Origin of the sequence: Janthinobacterium sp. CG_23.4 (genome assembly GCF_029892305.1) — a bacterium.
GTDB classification, from domain to species: Bacteria; Pseudomonadota; Gammaproteobacteria; order Burkholderiales; family Burkholderiaceae_D; genus Janthinobacterium; species Janthinobacterium lividum_D.
Map to the genome: position 1 here is coordinate 4,024,272 of NZ_JARXUX010000001.1, position 16,357 is coordinate 4,040,628.

Sequence of the window (16,357 nt, forward strand, 5' to 3'; positions counted from 1 at the left end):
GTGCCTGATGCTTGAAGCAGGCTTGCGCGCAGCCGATGGTGTCACGGTCTAGGCGAGGTCCAGGTGAAGTCTAAGCGATGCCGTGCAGGGCCAGCGCCCATTCCACGTGCTCGCGCACGATGGCCGACGGGTGCTCGCGGCGCGATAGCAGGGCCGCGACGATGTCCTCCTGGCCCTTGGCCTTGGCGGCCGCATTGCCCATGCCGACGGCCAGGTTGCGCAGCCAGCGTTCGTGGCCGATGCGGCGGATCGCGCTGCCTTCCATGCGGCGATTGAATTCCTCTTCGGTCCAGGCGAACAGTTCCAGCATGCCGGCGCTGCCCAGGCTGTGACGCTCATCGAAATCGGGCACCACGGCGCGCTGGGCGAACTTGTTCCACGGACAGACGGTCTGGCAATCGTCGCAGCCATACACCTTGTTGCCGATCAAAGGGCGCATCTCGACGGGAATGGCGCCCTTCAATTCGATCGTCAGGTAAGAGATACAGCGGCGCGCATCGAGCTGGTGCGGCCCCAGGATGGCTTGCGTCGGGCACACCGTGATGCAAGCCGAGCACTGGCCACAGCGTGGCGTTTCCGGAGGGTCGACGGGCAGCGGCACGTCGATGAGGATCTCGCCGAGAAAAAAGAAGGAACCGCCCTGGCGATTGATCAGCAAGGTGTGCTTGCCGCGCCAGCCCAGCCCGCCCTTTTGCGCCAGTTCGACTTCCATCACGGGCGCCGAATCGCTGAAGACGCGGTAGCCGAAGTCACCGATCTCGCCCTTGATGCGCTCGGCCAGCTGCTGCAGGCGCGAACGCATTACCTTGTGGTAGTCGCGGCCGCGCGCATACACGGAGATCACGGCGGCCGTGGGGTCAGCATCGCGCGCTGCTTCGTGCGCGCGCCAATCCTGGCCCAGCGCCGGCGGCAGATAATTCATGCGCGCGCTGATGGCGCGCACCGTGCCCGGCACCAGCTCGGCTGGACGCGCACGCTTCATGCCGTGGCTGGCCATGTAATCCATTTCGCCGTGATACCCTGCGGCTAGCCAGGCTTGCAAGGGCGCTTCCATGTGCGACAAATCCACATCGGCGATGCGCACCTCGGCAAAACCCAGCTCGCGCCCCCATTCTTTAATGGTGCGCGCCAGGGCGGCGAGATCGGTGACGGTGGCGGACATAGGGGACTTTACGGAAAACGGCAGGCGCGCGGGCGGTTACAATGACAGCAGCCTCTATTTTATGCGATATTACTCACACCAATCGACAATGACCGAACACTTCAAAGCCCACCTCCACGACGAAGCCGGTACCGCCGCGCTGGGCGCCGCGCTGGCGCGCGCGCTGGCGCCTGGCCTGGCAATCTACCTGCACGGCGACCTCGGTGCCGGCAAGACTGCCCTCACGCGCGCCCTGCTGCACGCAGCCGGCCATGCGGGCCATGTCAAAAGCCCTACCTATACGCTGTCCGAACCGTACACCGTGCAGCTCGATGGCCAGTCCATCAACGTCATCCACTTCGACCTGTACCGCATGGGCAGCGCCGAGGAGTTTCTCGACGCCGGTTTTCGCGAAGACTTCGACGGGCGTAATATCTGCATCGTCGAATGGCCGGAGAAAGCCGAACCGGTGCTGCCGCCGGCGGACCTGAATGTGTATTTGAGCGTTGCGGGGTCGGGACGTAATGTAGAATTGCAAGCGTCTTCTGAATTGGGTCTGTCATGCCTTCACCGTCTCAAATTCGCCCCCAACCTTTGATCTCCTCGCCCATCACCCGGCGCACGGCACTCAAGGCCGGCGGCACACTGCTGTTGTCCGTGTTCGCGCCCATGTCAGCGATGGCAGCGCAAATTCTCGCCGTGCGCGTCTGGCCGGCCGAGGACTATACCCGCGTCACGCTGGAGAACGACAGCATCCTCAAGGCGACCCACTTCATCGTCAAGGACCCCGAACGCCTGGTAGTCGACATCGAAGGGCTGGAACTCAATCCCACGCTAAAAGGCCTGGTGGCGAAGATCCAGTCGAACGACCCGTACATCAAGCAGGTGCGCGTGGGCCAGAACCGGCCCAACGTGGTGCGCCTGGTGTTCGACCTGAAGGAAGAAGTCACGCCGCAGCTGTTTACGCTGCCGCCGGCCGGCTCCTACAACCACCGCCTGATCTTCGATCTGTATCCCGTGCGCGAGCCGGACCTGATCGCGCAAATGATCGAAAAGGGCGACTGGTCGAGCGACCCGGCCAAGCCTTCTATGTCCGGCACGCATACGCCGCCACCGGCGCTACCCCTGCCCGACAGCGGCAAGCCGCCCTTGGCCGCAGTGGCGCCACCGGTCGCGCCGCTGGTGCCGCCGCTGCCCAATATGCGTCCGGAACAGCGCCCCGAAGCGCGTCCGCTGCCGGGCCAGAAAGTGCTGCGCATGATTACCATCGCGCTCGACCCTGGCCATGGCGGCGAGGATCCTGGCGCCTTAGGCAGCAGGGGCAGTCGCGAAAAAGACGTGGTGCTGGCCATCGCCAAACGCCTGAAAACAAAGCTGGAACTGCAAAGCAATATGCGCGTCATGCTCACGCGCGACGCCGATTTCTTCGTCCCGCTGGGCATGCGCGTGGAAAAGGCGCGCAAGGTACAGGCCGACCTGTTCGTCTCGATCCACGCCGACGCGTTCATCCAGCCGACGGCGCGTGGCTCGTCCGTCTTCGTGCTGTCCGAAAAGGGTGCTACCTCGACGGCTGCGCGCTGGCTGGCCAACAAGGAAAACCAGGCCGACCTGATCGGCGGCGTGAACGTGAAAAACCACGACCAGCAGCTGGCCAGCGTGCTGCTCGACCTGTCGACGACGGCGCAGATCAATGACAGCATGAAGCTGGGCAAGGCTGTGCTACGCGAAATCGGCGGCATCAACCGCCTGCACAAGGGCTCCGTCGAGCAGGCCGGCTTCGCCGTGCTGAAAGCGCCCGACATCCCTTCCATCCTGATCGAGACGGCCTTCATCTCGAATCCGGAAGAAGAGGCCAAGCTGACCGACAACGTCTACCAGGACCAGCTGGCCGACGCCATCGTCACGGGCATCAAGAATTACTTTGCCAAGAATCCACCGCTGGCGAAAAGCCGCCTGACCTGACATGGACACCCGCATGAGCAAGAGCACTTTTGGCCAGCTGCCGGCCGTGACCATCCGCGCCGCCGATGGCGCGCAGGCCAGCGTCACCCTGTATGGCGGCCATCTGGTGTCGTGGCAAACCAGCGACGGCCAGGAGCGCCTGTTTTGCAGCCGCGCCTCAAGCCTCGACGGCAGCCGCGCCATCCGCGGCGGCGTACCCGTGATCTTTCCGCAATTCGGCGCGCGCGGCACGGGCATGCGCCACGGCTTTGCACGCGTGGCAAACTGGCAGCTGGAAGCCAGCGGCGAAGCCGATGGCGCCGCCTATGCGCAATTTGTTTTGCACCACACGGACCTGCCGGAGGCGATCGGCGCCGCCTGGCCAAGGGCCTTCACCCTGCGCCTGCGCGTGGCAGTGCGAGGCCAATCGCTGCAGCTGAGTCTATCCGTGCACAACACGGGCGAGCAGGCGTTTGCGTTCTCGGCTGCCCTGCACAGCTATTTCGCGATTGATCAATTGAGCCTGGCGCGCGTTGGCGGCCTGCAGCGCGTGCGCTATTCGGACGACACGCCGCAAGAGGCATTACAGGCGCAAGAGTGGCTGCAATTCGACGACAAACTGGACCGCATCTACTACCAGTTGCCGGGGGCCATGCACCTGCAATCGGGCAGCCATACCCTGCGCCTGGAGCAGCAGGGCTTTACCGATGCCGTCGTGTGGAATCCGGGCGCGCAAGACGCGGCCGCCCTGCCCGACCTGGCCGACGACGAATACCAGCGCTTCATCTGCATCGAGCCAGCACTGATCGAGCCCGATATGCTCGCTGCCGGCGCCGAATGGACCGGCCACCAGCACATTGAGGTCAAACCCGCCGGGTCTGATCCCACCTCAATTTGATTCTTTGATGATGCGCCCATTAGCGGGCTGGATTGGCCGCGCATTCAAGGGATACAAACGGCTGAACAAGGCCATCTGCGCTGGCGATGCCTGCACCGGCTGCTTCATCACCAGCCACAGCACGCCTTCGCTGCAAGGCGGCGACGTCAACGATCCCATGTAAGTATAGTAATCGCGCCGCGTCGGCAGCATCTCGGCCGGGTCAAGCAAGATGGTGGGCTGCATGGTCTGGAATTTTTCCAGTGGCAGATTGTTCCACACGGTCTGGATGGTCGCCTGCGGCGCGCCGCGTTCCAGCAGCAGCGCCAGCACGGCCAGCCGGCCTTCCGCGTCGCGGTGCACCAGGTGCACCACCATTTCAAAGGCCTTGCCGTTGATGCGTTCTTCGGACGGGCGGTGGAAATGGAATTGCTGCAGCTCGAACATGCGGTTCTGCACCGTGATGTAATTGCCGCCACTCACCCCTACCTGCACCGTGTGGCCATTGTCGACTACATTGAACGACGAAGGATGATAGTCAAAGCTGATCTGTTCGAGTTCCACCTTCATGCCATCGCGGATATCGATCGGCGACTGGCGGCTGCCATTGCCGCACCTGGCCCAGTCGACATTGATCTTGCCCCAGTTTTCCGGGCCGCTGTCGCCCTCGTACGACCAGTGCGTGGCGCGCGGCACGGAAGGTGGTGGTGGCGGTGCCGCTTTCACCACGGTGGCGCGCTTGGCGCGGGCGGCGGCGCGGGCGGCCTGGGTGGCGCGCATTTCTGCCAGGCGCGCCGCGATACGTTCGGACAAGTCGACTTCGGCTGCTTCTTCCTTCTCGCGCGCGGTGGGCGCGACGACGACAGGCGCCTTGCTCTCCTTGCCCTTGCCCTTGACCGATTCGGTCAGGGTTTTCATGGCGGCCGCGCGCGCCGACGCCGACATGGGCGCGCTCGCTGACGCTGACGCTGATGCGGCGGCGGTCGCCGAAGCGGGGGCATCTTTGGCGCTTGCCATGACCGCCATCGCGGCAAGGCTGCAAGCTAACAGGGCGCTCAAATGTCGCATGGAAATCCAGAAAGTGAGAATACCTTCTGGTTTACGGCTGGAAAGCAACAAAACTTGAATCAGGGGGAGGCAAAGCAGGAATGCAGAGAAGAATAAGCGAATCCGGGGCGCGCTGCGGGCTGTGCCACAGCGCGCTTGCCCCGGATCGATGAGCGCTTAAGCCGACTTGCCGAGCATGCGCTTGTAGAGTTTCCACATGCCGCCCAGTACCACCGGCACGACGGCGGCGCCAACACCGATCAGTACGATCAAGGTCAGGTGGTCGCGTATCCACGGGATATTGCCGAAGAAGTAACCGGCCGTCACCAGGCCAACCACCCACAACAGGGCGCCCGTCACATTGTACATTTGGAAGCGCGCGTGCGTCATGTCGGAAATGCCGGCCACGAAGGGGGCGAAGGTGCGCACCACCGGCACGAAACGCGCCAGGATGATGGTCTTGCCGCCATGCTTTTCAAAGAACTCATGTGTGCGACGCATGGCATCCTTGTTGATCCAGCGGTAATCGTGGGTAAACACCCTTTGCCCGATGGCCTCGCCTATCCAGTAATTGAGCGTGTTCCCCGTGACGGCCGCCGTCACCAGCAAGGCAATCAGCAAGCCCAGATGCATCTGTCCGGTCGCGCAAAACGCGCCGGCGATAAACAATAAGGTATCCCCAGGGAAGAAGAACAGCACCACGAGGCCGGTCTCACAAAAAATAATGGCAAACAGCACTGCATACACGAGGGTACCGTACTGCTCGATCAAAAGACCCAGCGTCTTGTCGACATGCACGATCATGTCGAGGAATTGCACAAAATCCATATATTTTTCCCTAAAGGTAGCGGCGGAATCATACACCACCCGGCCAGCGCAACGGCAGTCTCCGGCCCGATATTTCAGGATTAATTATGTGCTGCCCTTGAGCATCCGGCAATTTAAGTAAAGGTTAAGGAACTACCCGCGCCAACTTGCACAGGCCAGTCTTGCTGCGCGCATGCCCTGTTGGACGCGTACAAAGTTTTTTGTACGAAATATTGCCATTCCAGTCTACACTTTCTGACCGGTGCAATCCGCGCCGACCAGGAGAGAATATGTATCTGCATCCACTCAACGGCCTGACGCTGGCCAGCGTGCTGGGCCTGGCCCAGTTGTCCGCCCATGCGGCGCCCATCCAGATCAAGGCGCCCGCCGAACTGCCCGCCAAGGCAACGCTCGCCGACGTGATCAAGGCTTCGACACCATCGGACTGGCGTGCGCTGGACCCGGACAACACCCTGTACATGGACATTCCCGCCGGCCGCGTGGTGATCGAGCTGGCACCCGAGTTCGCGCCCAAGCACGTGGCCAATATCAAGGCCCTGGTGGCAGAACAGTATTACGACGGCCTGGCCATCACGCGCGCGCAGGACAACTGGGTGGCGCAGTGGGGCGATCCGAACGAGAAAAACCCGAAGCCCATCTTGCATGCACAGCGCACCCTGCCCGGCGAATTTACCGCGCCCTTGAAAAACATCAAGAGCTTCACGCGCCTGCCGGACCTTGATGGTTATGCACCGCAGGTGGGCCATTCAAACGGTTTCCCGTCCGCGCGCGACCCGAAAACCGGCACGGCCTGGCTCACGCATTGCTACGCCAGCGTGGGCGTGGGCCGCGACAGCGCCAGCGATAGCGGCGGCGGCACGGAACTGTACGCTGTCATCGGGCAGTCGCCGCGCCACCTGGACCGCGACATCACTGTCGTCGGCCGGGTCGTCTCCGGCATGGCGCTGCTGTCGACCCTGCCACGCGGTACCGGCCCCATGGGCTTTTATGACAGCGCCGAGAAAAACGTGCCGATCACGGCCATCCGCCTGGCCGCCAGCCTACCTTACGCACAGCGCACGAACCTGCAAGTGATGCGCACCGACAGCGCCGCTTACCAGGCCGCGCTGGAAGCGCAGCGTCACCGTGGTGGCCCCTGGAGCAAGGTCACGGCTGGCCACGTCGACCTGTGCAATGCGCCGATACCGGTGCGGGAGGTGGGGAAATAACTCAACCCGAAGGGCAAATTCCGGGGTCGTACCCTGAGGGTACGACCCCGGCCTTCGTTTTGGGTTTCAGGCATCAGCACAGCAGCGCCCCCCCCTTGCGAACCCGTTATAATCGCAGCATGAACGCTCCCATCACGCCCCACCGCCCGATCCAGGCCTTGCCTGACCAGTTGATTTCGCAAATCGCCGCTGGCGAGGTGGTCGAGCGGCCATCGGCCGTGGTCAAGGAATTGCTGGAAAACGCGCTCGATTCGGGCGCCACGCAAATCACGGTGCGCCTGGAAGAAGGGGGCGTGAAACGTATCGCCATTACCGACAACGGCCGCGGCATTGATAAAGATCAGCTGCCGCTGGCCCTGGCGCGTCACGCCACCTCGAAGATCGCTTCCCTGCACGACCTGGAAAACGTGGGCACGCTGGGCTTTCGCGGCGAGGCGCTGGCGTCCATCGCCTCGGTGGCCGCCGTCACCGTGACTTCGCGCACGGCAGACGCGGCGCACGCATGGGAAATCGTCGGCTCGCACAACGGCAGTGTCGCGCCGTCGTCCGGCTCGCACGGCACCACGGTCGACGTGCAGGACCTGTACTTCAACACGCCGGCGCGACGCAAGTTCCTCAAATCAGAACAGACGGAGTACGGCCACTGCGCCGAAGTGGTGCGTCGCATCGCCCTGGCGCGGCCAGACGTGGCGTTTTCGCTGTCGCACAACGGGCGCACCATCGACCAGTGGAATATCAGCGAACTGGCCAAGCGCAGCGCGCATATCCTGGGCAATGACTTCGCCGAGGCACGCCTGGCGCTGGACGAATCGGCCGGCACCTTGCGCATTCACGGCTTTGCCGGTTTGCCGACGGCATCGAAGGCGCGCGCCGATGGCCAGTTTTTTTATGTCAATGGCCGCTTCGTGCGCGACAAGTTGCTGGTGCACGCAGTACGCATGGCCTACCAGGACGTGCTGCATGGCGACCGCTTCCCATCCTACGTGCTGGCGCTCGACCTCGACCCGGCCCTGGTCGACGTCAACGTACACCCGTCGAAAATCGAAGTGCGCTTCCGCGACAGCCGCTCCGTGCACCAGTTTGTCTTCCACGCAGTGCAGCGCGCGCTGGCGCAAACGTCGGCAACGGCCTTCGGTAGCGCGCCAGCCCCCCTGCCGGCCGCTGCCGGCCTGGGTGGAGCCGACACTGGCGCCGCTTCCGGTGGCCCCGGCATCTGGCGTCGCGAGCAGACGCAAACCTCGTTCGGCGCGCAATTTACGAATACCTTCGCGCCCACCTCGCCCGGCGCGGCCCGCCCCTTCTTTGCCGAGGCGCCAGGCATCGCCCAGGACACGGCGGCCTACGGTGCCCTGTTCGGCGGCGCCGCCGCAGCTTCGCCGATCACGCAGGTACAGCCCTACATCGCCACACCCGAAGCGATGGCGCGCGAAGAATACCCGCTGGGCTTCGCCCTGGCCCAGCTGCATGGCATCTACATCCTGGCGCAAAACACCAAGGGCCTGGTGCTGGTCGACATGCACGCAGCGCACGAGCGCATCCTGTACGAACAGCTGAAAAACGCGCTGCAGGCGCAAGTGTCGGGGCAAGACATGCAGGTGCAGTCGCTACTGATACCCGTGACCTTTTATGCCGATGCGATTGAAGTATCGACGGCGAATGAAAACCAGGAGACGCTCAAGGCGCTGGGCTTCGATATCGCCGCCCTGTCGCCTACCACCCTGGCCGTGCGTTGCGTGCCGACCCTGCTGAAAAACGCCGATGCACAAACCCTGGCGCGCGACGTGCTGCGCGACGTGCGCGAATACGGCGGTTCGCGCGTGCTGATCGAGCGCCAGAACGAATTGCTGGGCACCCTGGCCTGCCACACTGCCGTGCGCGCCAACCGCATCTTGTCGGTACAGGAAATGAACGCCCTGCTGCGCCAGATGGAGAGCACGGAACGCGCCGACCAATGCAACCATGGCCGGCCCACGTGGGTGCAGGTCGAGATCAATGCGCTAGACAAATTATTCCTGCGCGGCCAGTAGATCCGATTAGCGCAACGTAATCCGACACTGCAACGGCGGCATCACGTCGGCTTACGCTTGCGCTAAGCCGACCTACGCATCACCTTACAAAAGTCAACATGCAAAACACTCCACACCTTCCCCTGGCCGTCGCCATCATGGGCCCCACGGCCAGCGGCAAGACAGCCAGCGCACTGGCCATCGCGCAAGCCATTCCTTCCGAGATCATTTCCGTCGATTCCGCCCTCGTCTACCGCGGCATGGATATCGGCACGGCAAAGCCGTCGCGAGAAGAACTGGCCGCCGTACCACATCATTTGATCGACATCATCGACCCGCTCGATGCCTATTCGGTGGCGCAGTTTCGCACCGATACCCTGCGCCTGGTGAGCAAAATCACGGCACGCGGCAAGCTGCCGCTGCTGGTCGGCGGCACCATGCTGTACTTCAAGGGTCTGGCCGATGGCCTCGACGACTTGCCCGGCGCCGATCCCGTTTTGCGCGCCCAACTGGAAGAGGACGCGGCCGCCATCGGCTGGCCCGCCATGCATGCGCGTCTGGCGCAGCAAGACCCCATCACGGCTGCGCGCCTGGCGCCGCAAGACGCACAACGCATCGGGCGCGCACTGGAAATCATCGCCCTGTCCGGCCAACCCATGTCGGCCCTGCTGGCCCTGCGCGAAAAGACCGTGCTGCCATTCCAGCTGCAGTCGTTCGCGCTGGAACCGTCGGACCGCGCCGTGCTGCACGCGCGCATCGCCACGCGCTTCGACGTCATGCTGAACAATGACGCCTTGCTCGACGAAGTGGAGCAGCTGCGCCGACGCGGCGACCTGCATCCTGGCTTGCCCTCGATGCGCTGCGTGGGTTACCGACAGGCCTGGGAATACCTCGATGGCCGCATCGACCGCGCCACCTTGCGCGAGACGGGCATCATCGCCACGCGCCAGCTGGCCAAGCGCCAGCTCACCTGGCTGCGTTCCATGCCGGAGCGCATCACCATCGACTGCCTGGCTAATGATCCGGCCAGCGCCATGCTGGCACAAATTGCCCCCTTGCTGAAATAAGCGTCGCCACGTAACAACTGGCCAGGCGCTAGGCTCGACTTCGGCTACGTTCCATGCCGGAGCGCATCACCATCGACTGCCTGGGTACTGATCCGGCCTCCTCCATGCTGGCACAAATTGCCCCCTTGCTGAAATAAGCGTCGCCACAAAGCGTCGCCACACAACAACTGACCAGGCGCTAGGCTCGACTTCGGTTACGTTCCATGCCGGAGCGCATCACCATCGACTGCCTGGCTAATGATCCGGCCTCGTCCATGCTGGCGCAGATCCAGCCCTTGCTGACGCCATTACAAAAATAATCATAGCCGCAAACCATCACGAAAAATCCACAGATTTTTCATCAGCGGCATTGACAAGGAAATGGGAAGACTGGATAATGCTCGGCTGTTGGGTGATATAGCTCAGTTGGTTAGAGCACAGCATTCATAATGCTGGGGTCGGTGGTTCAAGTCCACCTATCACCACCAAAGAACAACGATCATGCAGTCGCCATGATCACAACCAGCATCCGGTCTGACCGGTCTGTTTGGTGATATAGCTCAGTTGGTTAGAGCACAGCATTCATAATGCTGGGGTCGGTGGTTCAAGTCCACCTATCACCACCAAGAATTAGCAGCACCATTAGCAGCACCGAAAACCCGTCACTGCACCGTGCAGCGGCGGGTTTTTTCGTTTCAGGCACCGCCTCGCGTGCACCCTGCGCGCAACAGCCGCGCCATCCACATGCACAGGAGATGATGACAAGCCGCCACTGGCACTTGCGATGAAAGATTCTCATTCATACGCTTTCAACACCGTGCCAGCTTGCGAAGGATTCAGCTAAAGCGGGCGCTTATTCCCAGGCTTCCTTGCCTGCGCGCGGCTTGCCCACCATCAGCAGCGCACCCAGGGTCAGCACGGCCGCCAGCGACAGGTAATAGCCCACGTAGTGCAAGCCATGGTTGGTGGCCAGCCAGGTGGCGATGTACGGCGCCAGCGAGGCGCCCAGGATGCCGGCCAGGTTGAACGTCAGCGACGCCCCCGTGTAACGCACTTCAGGTGGAAACAGCTCGGACAGCATGGTGCCCAGCGGACCGTAGGTCATGCCCATCAGGCCCAGGCCGACAGCCATGAAGACGGTCACTTCCCACGTCACGCCGGAGCCGAACATGGGTGCCAGCACCAGGCCGAAGAGGGCAATGGCGACGGAGACCCAGATCAAGGTGGCGCGGCGGCCACGGCGGTCAGCCAGCACGGCTGACAATGGAATCGTCAGGGCAAAGAACAGCACGGCAAACAGCTGCACGATGAGAAATTCCTTGCGCGTGAAGCCGAGCTTGGTCGTGCCCCAGCTCAAGGCAAACACAGTCATCAGGTAAAACAGCACAAAAGTAGCCAGGGCGATGATGGTGCCCAGGAACAGCATGCGGCCATGTTGGCGGAAGACGGTGGCGACGGGCAACTTGACGACTTCGTTCTTGTCGATGACCTTCTGGAAGTCCGGCGTTTCCGTGATCTTCAGACGCACATACAGGCCGACGATGACCAGCAGCGCGCTGGCCAGGAAGGGAATGCGCCAGCCGTAGCTGAAGAACTGCGCATCGGTCATGGTTTCGCTGAGCAGCAGGAAGATGCCGCCCGACAGGAAGAAGCCGATCGGCGCGCCCAGTTGCGGAAACATGCCGTACCAGGCGCGTTTGCCCGGCGGCGCGTTCTCGGTGGCCAGCAGCACTGCGCCGCCCCACTCGCCACCCAGACCCAGACCCTGGCCGAAACGGCACAGCGCCAGCAACAACGGCGCCAGGGTTCCTATGGCCGCATACGTCGGCAGCAAGCCAATGATAACGGTGGAAATCCCCATGGTCAGCAAGGCTGCTACCAGGGTGGCCTTGCGACCGATGCGGTCGCCGAAGTGGCCAAACACGGCCGAGCCGATGGGGCGTGCAAAGAAGGCGATGGCGAACGTGGCCAGCGACTGCAGCACGGCGGCCGACGGGTCGCCGGCGGGGAAGAACAGTTTCGGGAACACCAGCACGGCGGCGGTGGCGTAGATATAAAAGTCAAAGAACTCGATGGTGGTGCCGATCAGGCTGGCGAACAGCACGGTGCCGGGGGAATTTTTCTTGGGAGGGGTGCTCATTTACTGCGCTCCTTGGGGAGGGGGTGTCTAAAGGCCATTCTCTGGATGTTTTTCAGGCAGCAGCACAGCACGGTGATCAGTAAGCGACGGACAATGATTATGATTGCTGACATTCGTCAGCGGCGCATTGCTGCGCGATAGCCGCCGTGCAGCACATCGGCTTCTGCTCAGCATAAATTTACCATCGTTGCCAACGCTTGCCGAGGCGCATTGTTGCCATATCATAACTGTACGCACACGTATTTGCTGCCAATTCGCCATCAAATTCGCAAACTACTTCTACGTCGCAATATGCCGCCCATCATGAAAAACAAGGACAGCTAACGCCGTATAACGCTATATAAAGCCATAAAACGACAAGCAACAATGAGCCTATGCGCGTCATCGCGCCGTGATCCGTGCTAGTTTAGAGAAACAACGGTCGTGCGCCATCCGGTCACCCGGGGCACGGCAGGAAAGTCGTCAGGGGGTGGGCGACGTGTATCAGGCGCGGCGTATCGCCAGCCATTCCGTACCAGACCGACGCGTCGGCATCGCGGCATCGGTCATTTGTGGTGAATCCATGCCTGCGGCCCCTCCGGGTGGAGCGGACCGGCGATGATCGCGCCGACATCCCGGAGGATGCGGTTGATCTTGCTGTAAGCGCCTTATGATACGCGCAGTGCTGCAGTGCGGCAAGACTATGCAAGCCAGTTACGCCGCGATCAGGGCAAACGCCCTGGCGATCTCTGCGCTGTCGAGCGGACGCACCAGGCGCGCCACTTCCTGACCATCGTTGAGAAAGATCAAGGTCGGCCACAGTTTCACCCGGAACGCGCGGCCCAGCGCGCGGCCGGGGCCGTCTTCCACGCGCAGGTGCGCCAGCTCGCGGTGCTGCGCAAACGCGGCAGCCAGCGGCGCCTCGGTGGCGCGGCAATGGCCGCACCAGCCAGTGCCAAATTCCAGCAGGGCCGGCCCCGCCAGGGCGTCGATCTCGGTGCGCGTCGGTTGCTCTACAGAATAAGTGTCGCTCAGCATGACATCTCCTTGATACAAAATGCTAAGCCACAGGGCGATGCCAGGCCAGGCGCGCTTGCCGTGACGTGCGCCAGCATGCCTTACACGATCTTGACGCGCAAGGTATCGAGGCCATCGATGGCACCCAGCAACTCGTCGCCGCGCTGCACGGCCGCTACGCCGGCTGGCGTGCCCGTGTAGATCAGATCGCCCGGCTGCAAGGTAAAATAGCGCGACAGATCGGCGATGGTTTCTGCCACGTTCCAGATCAGCATGTCGATGCTGCTGCTTTGACGCAGCTCACCATTCACATGCAAGGTGATGGCAGCATGCTTGACATCGCCGGCCAGCGCGGCCGGCGTGATGGCACCGATAGGCGCCGAGTGCTCGAAGGCCTTGCCCGTCTCCCATGGACGACCCTGCTTTTTCGCTGCGTTCTGTACATCGCGCCGCGTCATGTCCAGGCCTACCGCATACCCCCAGACGTGGCTCAGCGCATCGGCCACGCCGATATCGCTGCCGCCCTTGCCGATGGCCACCACCAGTTCCATCTCATGCTGGAAATCCTGCGTTTGCGCCGGATACGGCAACTCGCCCGTCGTGCCGGCTGGCACGGGCAGTATGGCGTCGTTTGGCTTCATGAAGAAAAACGGCGCCTCGCGGCCCGTATGGCCCATTTCCTTGGCGTGCTCGACATAGTTGCGGCCCACACAATAGAGGCGGTGAACAGGGAAGCTGTCAACGCTACCGGTGACCGGTACGCTCGCTTGCAAGGGCGCGGGAATGACATACGACATGAAAACTCCTGATTGGCGCGGCAGAAAAAGACGGCGAGAAAAAAAGGGGCACCGCAGCACCCCATGCGCCCTACCCTTCATTTTACGCCAACATGACTTCGGCATTCCTGGGCGGCTCTGCAGCGGCAGCAGAGCCCGCAACAACGCCTATTGCTTGAACCTAGCGCATGGGTCCGGTCGCGGCTGCGCCGGCATCGTTTGCGTCAGGTCAAACGTACCCTTGTAGCCGCTGCCGCCCTGCTCCAGGTAGCCGATGCTGCGCACGTTCAGTTGCGGCTCGGCCAGCTTCAGCCAGCGGGGCACGCCGATATCCTTGCGTACATGCGCATTGCCGGCGATCAGCACCACGTCGCGCGGCGCCTGGTCGCGGATCAGCTTAGCCATCCAGATATCGCGCGCCACCTGGGCATTAACGACACCTTTGAGCATCATGTCGGGCAGCATATTGCAGCGCACCGCCTGGACTTCCTTCTGTTGCCCTTCCAAAATATCGGCAGGCACGGGCACGGCCAGGTACGTGGCAACCATGGCGGGCGGCATGGCCCACTGGATGCCGTCGCGCACGATGCGCGAGGCATCGGCCGGCGACAAATTGCCGGCCACCAGAGTCAATTGATAGCTGATCACCAGGTCCAGCAGGGGCCGGTACAAGCTCCAGTCCCAGCGCGGCTGTTCCATCACGCGGATGATGCAATCGGGATCGGCGCAATCGCGCGCGGCGCGCGTCAGCAAGGCCTGGTTTTCGCGCTCGAACTGCTGCATGACAATCACGGGACGCCAGCCAGCGGCCAGGCGAAGCCGCAACTCCTCGACGCGCAGACGGTGGCCTTGCACATTGTCAGGCACTTCACCGAGCAGCAACACTTGCGGATTAGGCAAAGTGTCAGCCACGGGTGTGGGAGCGGGCGGCGCTGTCTTCTTTAGCAAGCCGCCGCAAGCGGCGAGCGCCAGCATGCCGCACAGCAAGGCGGCACGCGCGCCGGCGCGGAAAATCACAGTCTTCATGTCAACGGGTATCCTCAGGTGGCGATGCGCCAGATTGTACCGTCTCAGGCCGGCGCCGCTAGCTTGCGGCGCTCCAGCACTTCGAAAAAGGCCATGCCAGCGAGCATGGCAGCCACAAAAATCCAGGCCTTCGGCTGGCCCGCCAGCAGGGAGACGAGAGCGGGGCCGGGACAAAAACCGGCGATGCCCCAGCCTGCGCCAAAGGCCAAGCTGCCCAGCAGCAAGCGCCGGTCGATGCGCCGCGACGCCGGCAATTGCATGGGCTCGCCCAGCAGCGCCGTGCTGCGCCGTCGCGCCAGCCAGAAGGCCGGCATGGCGACGCCGATGGCGCCGCCCATCACCAGCGCCAGGGACGGGTCCCAGGCGCCGGCCAGGTCGAGGAAACCGAGCACCTTGGCCGGGTTGCCCATGCCGGAGATGATCAGACCGAGGCCAAAAACGAGGCCACTCAACAGGGAAAAGATTAACTTGCTCATAGGTGGCGCAATACATACACGGTGAGGAAACCGGCCGCCATGAAGGCCATGGTGGCCGCCAGCGAACGCACAGACAGGCGCGACAGGCCACACACGCCGTGGCCGCTGGTGCAGCCGGCGCCATAGCGCACGCCCACGCCGACCAGCAAGCCGGCCACGATCAAAGCGGGCGTGGATGCGTCGATCTGTACCGGCGGCAAGGATTGCCACAGCGAATACAGCAAGGGCGCACCGATCAGTCCCGCAAGAAAAGCAATACGCCAGCCCAGGTCGCCCAGGCGCGGGCGCAGCAAGCCGCCGAGGATGCCACTAATGCCGGCGATGCGCCCATTGAACAAGATCAGCAGGGCAGCGGCCAGGCCGATCAGCATACCGCCAGCCAGCGAGGCCCACGGCGTAAAGTGCTGCCAGGCTATGCTCATGGCAAGCCTGCGTCCGCTGCGTCATTGAGCGGGGGAGGCGGCGCGCAGAACTGCAGGTACAGCACTTGCAGCACGGCCAGCACCGGCGCGCTGGCGACGCGATAATAAATCTGCTTGCCCTCGCGCCGCGTGGCCACCAGCATTTCTTCGCGCAACACGCCGAGCTGCTGCGACAGGGTCGGCTGACCGATGCCCACTTTTTTCTCGAGTTCGCTGACGCAATGCTCGCCCTGCGAAAGATGACACAGCAGCATCAAGCGGTCGGCATTGCTCATGGCCTTGAGCAGCGAGCTGGCTTTGTAGGCTGCGCCACGCATGGCGTCGAGCTCGTATTGGGCATTTTGTGTTGCGGCTGTCTCCATTTTCCCCTCCTGCAGGCGATTATTTTATTTGTCGTACGAAAAACAATATACTAATCGATATATTG

The 16,357-nt window shown here is 62.7% G+C and carries 17 protein-coding genes and 2 tRNA genes; 9 read left to right on the plus strand and 10 right to left on the minus strand.

Annotation, left to right across the window (positions count from 1 at the left end; translation table 11 throughout):
- Window positions 1-70: 70 nt before the first annotated feature.
- Window positions 71-1,162 (minus strand): tRNA epoxyqueuosine(34) reductase QueG, encoded by a 1,092-nt coding sequence (gene queG, locus H4V96_RS18040; RefSeq protein ID WP_196855032.1) that lies wholly within the window; start codon window positions 1,160-1,162, stop codon window positions 71-73.
- A gap of 88 nt (window positions 1,163-1,250) precedes the next feature.
- On the opposite strand from queG, the gene tsaE reads away from it, so the two are divergent.
- Genes tsaE through H4V96_RS18055 form a run of 3 tightly spaced genes read left to right on the plus strand, consistent with a single transcriptional unit; the run spans window position 1,251 to window position 3,980 of the window.
- Window positions 1,251-1,739: a tRNA (adenosine(37)-N6)-threonylcarbamoyltransferase complex ATPase subunit type 1 TsaE gene (tsaE, locus tag H4V96_RS18045; RefSeq protein WP_010401224.1), complete on the plus strand. Its 489-nt coding sequence runs from the start codon at window positions 1,251-1,253 to the stop codon at window positions 1,737-1,739.
- Window positions 1,703-3,103, plus strand: a complete 1,401-nt coding sequence (locus tag H4V96_RS18050; RefSeq protein WP_043462737.1) for an N-acetylmuramoyl-L-alanine amidase — start codon at window positions 1,703-1,705, stop codon at window positions 3,101-3,103. Before tsaE ends, H4V96_RS18050 begins: the two co-directional genes overlap by 37 nt.
- A gap of 13 nt (window positions 3,104-3,116) precedes the next feature.
- Window positions 3,117-3,980: a D-hexose-6-phosphate mutarotase gene (locus H4V96_RS18055; protein WP_280721097.1), complete on the plus strand. Its 864-nt coding sequence runs from the start codon at window positions 3,117-3,119 to the stop codon at window positions 3,978-3,980.
- On the opposite strand, the gene H4V96_RS18060 is transcribed toward H4V96_RS18055, so the two are convergent.
- Entirely contained in the window at window positions 3,972-4,877 is a 906-nt protein-coding gene (locus H4V96_RS18060; RefSeq protein WP_261980865.1) for a carbonic anhydrase family protein, read from the minus strand. The two genes, H4V96_RS18055 and H4V96_RS18060, sit on opposite strands and share 9 nt — an antisense overlap.
- Between H4V96_RS18060 and H4V96_RS18065 the strand changes: the two genes are divergently transcribed.
- Window positions 4,876-5,085, plus strand: coding sequence for a hypothetical protein (locus tag H4V96_RS18065; RefSeq protein WP_261980864.1), 210 nt, complete (start codon window positions 4,876-4,878; stop codon window positions 5,083-5,085). The two genes, H4V96_RS18060 and H4V96_RS18065, sit on opposite strands and share 2 nt — an antisense overlap.
- Before the next feature lie 98 nt (window positions 5,086-5,183).
- Here the strand turns inward: H4V96_RS18065 and H4V96_RS18070 are convergent, their stop codons facing one another.
- Complete coding sequence (locus tag H4V96_RS18070; protein ID WP_010401229.1) at window positions 5,184-5,834, minus strand: VTT domain-containing protein; 651 nt, start codon at window positions 5,832-5,834, stop codon at window positions 5,184-5,186.
- Between the two features lie 269 nt (window positions 5,835-6,103).
- On the opposite strand from H4V96_RS18070, the gene H4V96_RS18075 reads away from it, so the two are divergent.
- From H4V96_RS18075 to H4V96_RS18095, 5 genes are all read left to right on the plus strand, one after another.
- The gene (locus H4V96_RS18075) at window positions 6,104-7,042 is read left to right on the plus strand and encodes a peptidylprolyl isomerase (protein ID WP_196855030.1); all 939 of its coding nucleotides are present in this window, start codon (window positions 6,104-6,106) and stop codon (window positions 7,040-7,042) included.
- A 119-nt stretch (window positions 7,043-7,161) separates the two neighbouring features.
- Window positions 7,162-9,069, plus strand: a complete 1,908-nt coding sequence (mutL, locus tag H4V96_RS18080) for a DNA mismatch repair endonuclease MutL (RefSeq protein WP_196855029.1) — start codon at window positions 7,162-7,164, stop codon at window positions 9,067-9,069.
- Between the two features lie 98 nt (window positions 9,070-9,167).
- The gene (miaA, locus tag H4V96_RS18085) at window positions 9,168-10,115 is read left to right on the plus strand and encodes a tRNA (adenosine(37)-N6)-dimethylallyltransferase MiaA (RefSeq protein WP_196855028.1); all 948 of its coding nucleotides are present in this window, start codon (window positions 9,168-9,170) and stop codon (window positions 10,113-10,115) included.
- Window positions 10,116-10,505: 390 nt separating this feature from the next.
- Window positions 10,506-10,582 (plus strand) — tRNA-Met (locus H4V96_RS18090).
- Window positions 10,583-10,643: 61 nt separating this feature from the next.
- Window positions 10,644-10,720, plus strand: a tRNA-Met gene (locus H4V96_RS18095).
- A gap of 227 nt (window positions 10,721-10,947) precedes the next feature.
- On the opposite strand, the gene H4V96_RS18100 is transcribed toward H4V96_RS18095, so the two are convergent.
- The 7 genes from H4V96_RS18100 to H4V96_RS18130 form a co-directional block, all read right to left on the minus strand.
- The gene (locus H4V96_RS18100; RefSeq protein ID WP_010401237.1) at window positions 10,948-12,234 is read right to left on the minus strand and encodes an MFS transporter; all 1,287 of its coding nucleotides are present in this window, start codon (window positions 12,232-12,234) and stop codon (window positions 10,948-10,950) included.
- A gap of 693 nt (window positions 12,235-12,927) precedes the next feature.
- Window positions 12,928-13,251 (minus strand): thioredoxin family protein, encoded by a 324-nt coding sequence (locus tag H4V96_RS18105; protein ID WP_010401238.1) that lies wholly within the window; start codon window positions 13,249-13,251, stop codon window positions 12,928-12,930.
- 80 nt (window positions 13,252-13,331) lie between these two features.
- Window positions 13,332-14,027 (minus strand): fumarylacetoacetate hydrolase family protein, encoded by a 696-nt coding sequence (locus H4V96_RS18110; protein ID WP_196855027.1) that lies wholly within the window; start codon window positions 14,025-14,027, stop codon window positions 13,332-13,334.
- 147 nt (window positions 14,028-14,174) lie between these two features.
- Window positions 14,175-15,032 (minus strand): ChaN family lipoprotein, encoded by an 858-nt coding sequence (locus H4V96_RS18115; RefSeq protein WP_280721098.1) that lies wholly within the window; start codon window positions 15,030-15,032, stop codon window positions 14,175-14,177.
- Between the two features lie 44 nt (window positions 15,033-15,076).
- Entirely contained in the window at window positions 15,077-15,508 is a 432-nt protein-coding gene (locus tag H4V96_RS18120; RefSeq protein ID WP_010401241.1) for a YeeE/YedE family protein, read from the minus strand.
- Complete coding sequence (locus H4V96_RS18125; protein ID WP_010401242.1) at window positions 15,505-15,930, minus strand: YeeE/YedE family protein; 426 nt, start codon at window positions 15,928-15,930, stop codon at window positions 15,505-15,507. The genes H4V96_RS18120 and H4V96_RS18125 overlap by 4 nt, the downstream gene beginning before the upstream one ends.
- Complete coding sequence (locus H4V96_RS18130) at window positions 15,927-16,292, minus strand: metalloregulator ArsR/SmtB family transcription factor (RefSeq protein ID WP_070346244.1); 366 nt, start codon at window positions 16,290-16,292, stop codon at window positions 15,927-15,929. Before H4V96_RS18130 ends, H4V96_RS18125 begins: the two co-directional genes overlap by 4 nt.
- Window positions 16,293-16,357 lie beyond the last annotated feature (65 nt).

Coding starts and splice junctions, on each gene's coding strand:
- H4V96_RS18050 (WP_043462737.1), top strand. CDS start 1,703: ATGCCTTCACCGTCTCAAATTCGCCCCCAACCTTTGATCTCCTCGCCC.
- H4V96_RS18060 (WP_261980865.1), bottom strand. CDS start 4,877: ATGAAAACCCTGACCGAATCGGTCAAGGGCAAGGGCAAGGAGAGCAAG.
- H4V96_RS18055 (WP_280721097.1), top strand. CDS start 3,117: ATGAGCAAGAGCACTTTTGGCCAGCTGCCGGCCGTGACCATCCGCGCC.
- H4V96_RS18075 (WP_196855030.1), top strand. CDS start 6,104: ATGTATCTGCATCCACTCAACGGCCTGACGCTGGCCAGCGTGCTGGGC.
- H4V96_RS18115 (WP_280721098.1), bottom strand. CDS start 15,032: ATGAAGACTGTGATTTTCCGCGCCGGCGCGCGTGCCGCCTTGCTGTGC.
- queG (WP_196855032.1), bottom strand. CDS start 1,162: ATGTCCGCCACCGTCACCGATCTCGCCGCCCTGGCGCGCACCATTAAA.
- miaA (WP_196855028.1), top strand. CDS start 9,168: ATGCAAAACACTCCACACCTTCCCCTGGCCGTCGCCATCATGGGCCCC.
- H4V96_RS18070 (WP_010401229.1), bottom strand. CDS start 5,834: ATGGATTTTGTGCAATTCCTCGACATGATCGTGCATGTCGACAAGACG.
- H4V96_RS18130 (WP_070346244.1), bottom strand. CDS start 16,292: ATGGAGACAGCCGCAACACAAAATGCCCAATACGAGCTCGACGCCATG.
- H4V96_RS18065 (WP_261980864.1), top strand. CDS start 4,876: ATGGCGGCCGCGCGCGCCGACGCCGACATGGGCGCGCTCGCTGACGCT.
- mutL (WP_196855029.1), top strand. CDS start 7,162: ATGAACGCTCCCATCACGCCCCACCGCCCGATCCAGGCCTTGCCTGAC.
- H4V96_RS18110 (WP_196855027.1), bottom strand. CDS start 14,027: ATGTCGTATGTCATTCCCGCGCCCTTGCAAGCGAGCGTACCGGTCACC.
- H4V96_RS18120 (WP_010401241.1), bottom strand. CDS start 15,508: ATGAGCAAGTTAATCTTTTCCCTGTTGAGTGGCCTCGTTTTTGGCCTC.
- H4V96_RS18100 (WP_010401237.1), bottom strand. CDS start 12,234: ATGAGCACCCCTCCCAAGAAAAATTCCCCCGGCACCGTGCTGTTCGCC.
- tsaE (WP_010401224.1), top strand. CDS start 1,251: ATGACCGAACACTTCAAAGCCCACCTCCACGACGAAGCCGGTACCGCC.
- H4V96_RS18105 (WP_010401238.1), bottom strand. CDS start 13,251: ATGCTGAGCGACACTTATTCTGTAGAGCAACCGACGCGCACCGAGATC.
- H4V96_RS18125 (WP_010401242.1), bottom strand. CDS start 15,930: ATGAGCATAGCCTGGCAGCACTTTACGCCGTGGGCCTCGCTGGCTGGC.